A 7115-nucleotide genomic window follows, 5' to 3' on the forward strand; every position below is an offset into this window, starting at 1 on the left:
TTTTCGTTACGCCGGGAGCTTTCCGATATCTAGGAAGGCATTAGCCAGTGCCGTTCAGTGGTCCACCCCAGAAAAACCTTACTTCCCTCACGCTCTTGGTGAGCCGAAGTCAACCGACACCCAGATACCGCCATGCGCAAGCCGATCATGGCGGGAAGAAATCGCCCCTGAAATGCGCTGGATTGAGCCGCAAAATGCACTTCAATGTTTCCAAGCACACTCTCCAATCGAGACTGATCCAGCATCGACAGATAAAACATCATCTGGCGCCACGCATACGCTGTGTTTTTCAACATAACCAGACGTGCATGGTAGAACTTGATCTGCATCTGCTGCCGACCGCAGATCCATTTGAAACATGCCTCGGCCATTGAACCCAAGCGATCATGTAACAGCGTCTTCAGGTCCAAATCATCAAACAGGATTGCCAGGTTTTGCGTGGTCAATATCTGTTGCTGTTCGATGATTGTGCCGTTGTTCGCTGGACTCCTTCTTCCGATATCGGCGTTCGCCCGCCGCGCGCACAAACCAGCCAGCACACCACTGTTGCTTCGTGAATTCCGCTGCTTGGGCAGTGCAGCCAACTGATCCATATCGATATCGTAATAGCGTGCGTAAAGAGATCCGGCCATTAACCGCACTGAACGCCTGGCAGCCTTCACGAACTTGCCGGAGAAAGCGCCCATGAAAATATCAGCCGCGATCTCCTCTACGAACGGCAGATCCAGCTTGGCCGATTCGGCAAGCGAGGAAAATTCCTGAAGCAACTTGTTTGGCAGAATGGCCTGAGGAAATGCAACAAGAGTCAACGCGGACGCTTCGATCAAAGCCTGCCTAGCACCTTCAACCGCAAGAGCATCCGCCTCGTATTCGGTTTCCAGGGCTTTCACCCAAGGCAAGTCATCGACTTTCACCTGACGCTGCATGTTCAGCAACAATAGAGAGCGTCGACGCCTGAAAGCACGATAGGTAGCGACAGACAGTGCCCGCAACGTTACATCTCGATATCCGGCGCTACAGATTTGCGCCGTCATCGCCGGCAGCACTTTCGCCACTGTATCTGCAGATGTAATGACACCATGGTCAATCAACTCTGCAACCGTTCCCTTTCGGCAACGTTCGAGGCGTCGACGAATCGAAGAAGGAATGGTCTCCCCCTCCGTCAATGAATAAACCTTTGCCTCTTCGTTTGTGATCGGCTGCAGTAACGGTGCGAAATCAGAAATGCCTTCCGAGCCGGGGTATCTCGCCAGACGCTCGGAAGCAGCCTTGGCAATCAGATAATGTGCCGAGGCTGATACGTGAAGACGCTGCTGTGCACGCTTGCTGGAATGGGCTTCGGAATCAGGATGTCCATGCTTGGCTACAAAGTCATCGACGATTCTGCGAATGCGCCCAACCTGACGCCCCGTTAACGATGCTGGATCAATGGCGCATTGCTTGAGCAATGCCAGCAATTCCGCCACCCGATCACTGGAATTTCCTGTGCGGCGGGGATCAGCCTCAGTGGCGGTATCAAATTCTGTACCAAGCACCGAAGCGCGCTCGAACCAGCCTGCAGGGTAATACCTGCAAGGCCAACCATCGTTGTACGTCAGCAGGAAAAGCGAGACCGCGGCGTCGTAGAGAGGCAACCTGCGTTCAACAACATGCTTTTGAACGGTAAGACGAGGCTGGGGTAAGAGGACAGACAGGCGCAGGCTGATTTGAGCAGCATTGAAAACTTCAACTTCAGCCATCGAGAGCGGGCGCTCGTTGGCTGCCGCCGGAAAAAAACGCACTCGCTCGAAGAAAGGCGCGATCTGCTCGATCAACGTCCTGGCTTCTTCGGCGCGTTGTTGTCCCAGAAACCAGGCCACTGTCAGCAACGCAGCCTCTTCCGGTACATCGATCCGATAGTCTTGCTTCGTCAATCGATCTTGCAGTGTTCTGACGCCTTCGTCTGAAAGATGCCACCTATTCAAATCGAGTCGTTCGTAACCCGCTCGAATGCCGGGAATCGATGACGCCAACTGGCGCTCATGAGCGGTCAACTCGCCACCGGCCAGAAGGTTGCCCGTTGCAAAGCCGCCAGTGGCTACTTCCAGCGTTATCCATTCTGGCAGGTCGGCGAACGGTGTCCGCGAGCCATACAGGGCACGGCCAAGCATCAGGTTCTCAAGAACCTTTTGCCAGCGTTCGAGCCGCGCAAGTGCTTTCGGACTGGCGTCGTTGTCGCGTGCTGCGAGCGCACGAGACAGTTGAAAGTGCGCATAACAGGCGTTTATTCCGCCGAGCGCACCCGATTCATCCTCAGGCCTGGACATACTTCCTTGTGACCTACTATGTAGTGGGTCCGGGGGCTGGATTCGAACCAGCGCCCACCCGGTTAAGAGCCGAGTGTTCTACCGCTGAACTACCCCGGAACAGAGCGCGCATTGTCGATGAGTCGCGAAAGTATGTGAAGCTCGGATTCAGGGATTTTGTTGCGACAAATCTCTGATCGTTAAGCCTTCATCACTCAATGCAGCTCTTATCCGAACGCCCCCCTCACGAAATCGATAAAGCTGCGCAGTTTGGGTGTCAGCCTCGGGTCCGGCGCATACAACAGATTCATCGGCGAAACCGGCACCTTGTACTGCGGCAACAGACTCACCAGCGTGCCGCTTCGCAGCGAATCCTTGACCAGCTCCAGCGGCAACATCACTACCCCCAGCCCCGCCACCGCTCCGGACAGCAACGGATCGCCCTGATTAATCGTCAATCGGCTTTTAATCGGCACGTCGATGCAGCCGTCCGGGCCTTCGAATCGCAGGTGTGAGCGGCCGTCCGAATAGGCGAACGCCAGGCATTCATGTTCCTGAAGATCCCAAGGTGTGGTGATGGATGGACGACGTGCGAGGTAGGACGGCGCTGCGCAAAGCACCATTTGATAGGGCATCAGCGGCAGTGCCTTAAGGCCGCAGTCGGCGAGTTCGCCAATGCGGAACACCGCGTCGTATCCGCCGTCCACCAGGTCGACCAGTTCGTTCGAGAGCGTCAGGTCCACCGACACTTGCGGATAACGAACCATGTACTCCAGCAGCTTCGGCGACAGCGTGCTGACGCCGAACGTGACGGGCGCATTGATCCGCAATCGGCCGCTGGGCACGCCCCGGGTCACGGCGGCCATTTCTTCGGCGGCGTCCATGTCGGCCAGAATCAGCTTGGCCCGCTGATAGAACGTGCGGCCGAAATCCGTGAGGCTCTGCTTGCGGGTGGTGCGGTTGAGCAGCGAAACGCCCAGATGCTGCTCAAGCATCTTTACCTGTTTGCCAACCATCTGCGGGGACAGATTGAGCTCATCCGCCACCGCGCTGAAGGAGCCCAGCTCAACCGCTTTGACGAACGTGGACATGAGTGTGAGGCGATCCATTGTAAACTCGTTGTTTCTAGTGTTGCGCCATCCTAGGCCTTTATCCGAAGCAGGCCAAAGACTAAATTGGCGTCCAAGGCACCGGATCACGCAGGTGCAATTCATCGTTAACCGAGGAAGTACACATGGCACGCATTGTCAGAATTCATGAATACGGTGACGCGAGCGTCCTGAAACTGGAAAACGTCGACGTCCCGGCACCCGCAGCGGACGAAGTGCAGATTGAGGTCAAAGCCTTTGGCCTGAATCGCGCCGAAGTGATGTTCCGCAATCACGCCTATCTGCAGGAAGCGGAGTTTCCCAGCCGTCTCGGTTATGAAGCAGCCGGCATCGTGGTCGCGGTCGGTCCCAGTGTCAGCGAATTCAAGGCTGGCGATGCTGTGAGCGTGATTCCACCGCTGGACATCGCGCGCTGGGGCACCTACGGCGAACTGGCCAACGTACCGGCAAGCCTCACCGTCAAGCATCCCTCGAACCTGTCCTTCGAACAGGCTGCTGCATCCTGGATGCAATACGTCACCGCCTGGGGAGCACTGATTGAACAAGCGAAACTTCAGAAAAACGACTTCGTGATCGTCACTGCCGCCTCCAGCAGTGTCGGGCTCGCGGCCTTCCAGATCGCCCGGATGGTCGGCACCACTTCGATTGCCGTGACCCGAACCCGTGCCAAGAAACAGGCATTGCTGGATGCCGGCGCGGCGCACGTGATCGTCAGCGACGAAGAAGATATGGTGGCAGCGGTCATGGCGTTGACCGATGGCAAAGGCGCGCGGGTGGTGTTCGATCCAGTGGGCGGCCCCTCGTTCGAGCCCCTGACCCAAAGCATGGCTCGCGGCGGCATCTTGCTGGAGTACGGCGCATTGAGCCCCGAACCCACGCCGTTCCCGTTGTTCACCGTGCTGGGTAAATGCCTGACCCTCAAGGGTTACCTCTATTCGGAAATCGTGTCGGACCCCGCCACACTGGCCCGCGCAAAGGCCTTCATTGTCGACGGTCTGGCATCGGGCGCTCTGCAACCGGTCATCGCCAGGACATTTGTGATGGACGACATTCAGGATGCGCATCGCTTCCTTGAGGCCAATCAGCAAGTCGGGAAAGTAGTCGTCACCGTCTGAAGCCCTACCCTCCGGCTCTCGCAGTAAACGACGAAAGCCTGCTTTTCAGGGCAGGCTTTCGTGGTTCGGCATGACCTTATTTCTGCTGGGCCGTCAGCGCCGCATAGCCATTCATCAGGTTGCGATAGTTTGGAATCCGCTGGGACAGCAGATTGCCCAAGCCTTCGATGTCGTTGCGCCAGTCGCGGTGCAACTCACAGGCCACCGAGAACCAGTTCATCATTTGTGCGCCAGCCTGGGTCATGCGGTTCCATGCGGCTTGCTGCACGGTGGTGTTGAAGGTGCCGGAGGCGTCGGTCACCACAAACACGTCAAACCCTTCCGCCAGTGCCGACAGCGTCGGGAACGCCACGCACACGTCGGTCACGACACCGGCGATGATGATCTGCTTGCGACCGGTGGCCTTGATTGCCTTGACGAAGTCTTCGTTATCCCAGGCATTGATCTGGCCAGGGCGAGCGATGTACGGCGCATCCGGGAACATTTCCTTGAGTTCCGGTACCAGCGGGCCGTTCGGGCCTTGTTCGAAGCTGGTGGTGAGGATGGTTGGCAATTCGAAGAACTTCGCCAGATCGGCCAAGGCCAGCACGTTGTTCTTGAACTCGTTCGGCGAGAAGTCCTGGACCAGGGAAATCAGGCCGGTCTGGTGGTCGACCAGCAGAACGACGGCATCGTCTTTGTTCAGGCGGTTGTAGGTTGCAGTGCTCATGTTGAATCCCTTTTTAGTTGTGCAAGTTCGGATGCGTTCAAGATGGGCACAGATTAATGACTTGGTTGAACGGGATAAATCGCCTGTAAAGGGTTTAACCGTCAACTATAAGGAGACAATAAATTCAAAGTGATGCGCAGATCACACTGCCGTCCCGAACGTGATGCCGATCCTTGTCATAATGGTTGTCAGCACTACGTTCAGAACGACACTCAAGGAAAAGTTGATGCTCGGACGCAATTTTCAAGAGCCAACTGCAAACGCCACACGGCGCACTAAAACAATGAAGGCTGGCTCAACCTTTCGGCTGACTGTCAGCTTCATGGTGGTGGTGGTCGTGGCCTTTCTGGCAGTCGAGAGCTGGCGAACGTGGCGGGATTATCGTTCGGTATTTGCCTCCGCTCGGGATTCGGTGACCAACCTCGCTCGCGCCACGGCTCAGCACGCCGAAGACACCATTCGCCAGGTCGACGTGCTCACCGTCGGACTGGCGGAACGCGTCGAGGGTGACGGCCTGCAAAACCTCGACGTGGCGCGCATTCACAAGCTGCTGGTGCAGCAATCGAAGATCATGCCGCAGTTACATGGCCTGTTCATTTATGGCCCGGATGGCCACTGGATCGTGACCGACAAGGAAGTCACGCCGGAAATGGCCAACAACGCCGACCGCGATTACTTCCAGTACCACCGCACCCACGAGGATCGGCAAGTACGCATCGGTCAGGTGGTCGAGAGTCGCTCCACTCATGACTTGATCATTCCTATTTCCCGCCGCTTGAACAATCCTGACGGCTCGTTCGCGGGCGTGCTGCTGGGGACGGTCAAAGTCAGCTATTTCGTCGACTATTACGGTGACTTCCGCATCGATGACAAAGGCGCGCTGGTTCTGGCCATGCGCGATGGCACGATCCTGGTCCGCCGTCCCTTTATCGCATCGGTCGTTGGCAAGAGTCTGGCAAACAGCGAGATCTTCAAGACCTATCTGCCCAGCTCCAACGAGGGTATAGCCCAGATCCGGGCGGTAGTGGATGACACCGAGCGCCTGTACGGCTATCGCGCCTTGACCACCTATCCGCTGGTGGTCGAAGCGGGGTTATCCAAGGACTCGATCACCGCGCCATGGCGTCGGGATCTGCTGAAAAACGGCTTTGTGTTGATTTTTCTGATCCTGGTACTCGCCGGTTTCGGGCTGATTGTCCTGAGCCAGTTACGTCAGCGAATCGCGATGGAGCGGGAAATCCGCTCTGCTCATCAGGCTATGCGCGACATGGCACTGACCGACAGCCTCACAGGTCTCGGCAATCGCCGACGCCTGGACGCCGCGCTCGCGGATGAAATCCGTCTGGCCCGGCGTCAGGGCTCGCCGTTGTCATTGATCATGCTCGATGTCGATCACTTCAAACGCTACAACGACCGCTATGGACACGCCGCTGGCGACGATTGCCTCAACGCGGTCGGGCGCGCGCTACAGCAGGCGGTCAAACGCCCGGGAGACCTCGTTGTACGCTACGGCGGAGAGGAGTTCACCGTGTTGTTACCCAACACCCACAACGCTGGCGCCATACAGGTCGCCGAGGACATTCTTCAAACCATCCGCTCGCTGGAACTGGAACACACCGGGCATCCCTTGGGGTATGTGACTGCGAGCGCAGGGATTACCACACGCCACCCGGTTGACGACTCAGTGACGTCGGCCATGCTGTTGAAGTCGGCTGATACATGCCTTTATCAAGCGAAACGGCTGGGGCGAAATCGCTGGAGCTCCAAGGATGAGCCTGCGTGATGCAGGAGACTCAACCCATAACGTACGCGAGCGCATCACCTTTAACGGCTGCCATCGCGACAGTCAGCCCCCCCCCCCCCCCTCAGCCCCTTTCCCCGGGCAAAAACAAAACCC

General features: G+C 57.3%; 5 protein-coding genes and 1 tRNA gene. 2 read left to right on the forward strand and 4 right to left on the reverse strand.

Annotated elements, in window-relative coordinates; all coding sequences use genetic code 11:
• Positions 1-29 precede the first annotated feature (29 nt).
• The 3 genes from J5M72_RS26675 to J5M72_RS26685 form a co-directional block, all read right to left on the reverse strand.
• Positions 30-2306 carry a hypothetical protein gene (locus tag J5M72_RS26675; protein ID WP_207867829.1) on the reverse strand — a complete coding sequence of 759 codons (2277 nt, stop codon included), beginning with the start codon at positions 2304-2306 and terminating at the stop codon, positions 30-32.
• 24 nt (positions 2307-2330) lie between these two features.
• Positions 2331-2405: transfer RNA gene (locus tag J5M72_RS26680), tRNA-Lys, on the reverse strand.
• 107 nt (positions 2406-2512) lie between these two features.
• A complete protein-coding gene (locus J5M72_RS26685) occupies positions 2513-3394 on the reverse strand; it encodes a LysR family transcriptional regulator (protein ID WP_207867833.1) in 882 nt (293 codons plus the stop codon).
• A gap of 125 nt (positions 3395-3519) precedes the next feature.
• Between J5M72_RS26685 and J5M72_RS26690 the strand changes: the two genes are divergently transcribed.
• Entirely contained in the window at positions 3520-4509 is a 990-nt protein-coding gene (locus J5M72_RS26690) for a zinc-dependent alcohol dehydrogenase family protein (protein WP_207867835.1), read from the forward strand.
• Between the two features lie 76 nt (positions 4510-4585).
• On the opposite strand, the gene ycaC is transcribed toward J5M72_RS26690, so the two are convergent.
• Entirely contained in the window at positions 4586-5218 is a 633-nt protein-coding gene (ycaC, locus tag J5M72_RS26695; protein WP_169429988.1) for an isochorismate family cysteine hydrolase YcaC, read from the reverse strand.
• Positions 5219-5444: 226 nt separating this feature from the next.
• Between ycaC and J5M72_RS26700 the strand changes: the two genes are divergently transcribed.
• Complete coding sequence (locus J5M72_RS26700) at positions 5445-7001, forward strand: sensor domain-containing diguanylate cyclase (RefSeq protein ID WP_207867837.1); 1557 nt, start codon at positions 5445-5447, stop codon at positions 6999-7001.
• Positions 7002-7115: the final 114 nt, after the last annotated feature.

Source organism: Pseudomonas sp. 58(2021) (assembly GCF_017491585.1).
GTDB lineage: Bacteria > Pseudomonadota > Gammaproteobacteria > Pseudomonadales > Pseudomonadaceae > Aquipseudomonas > Aquipseudomonas fluorescens_BT.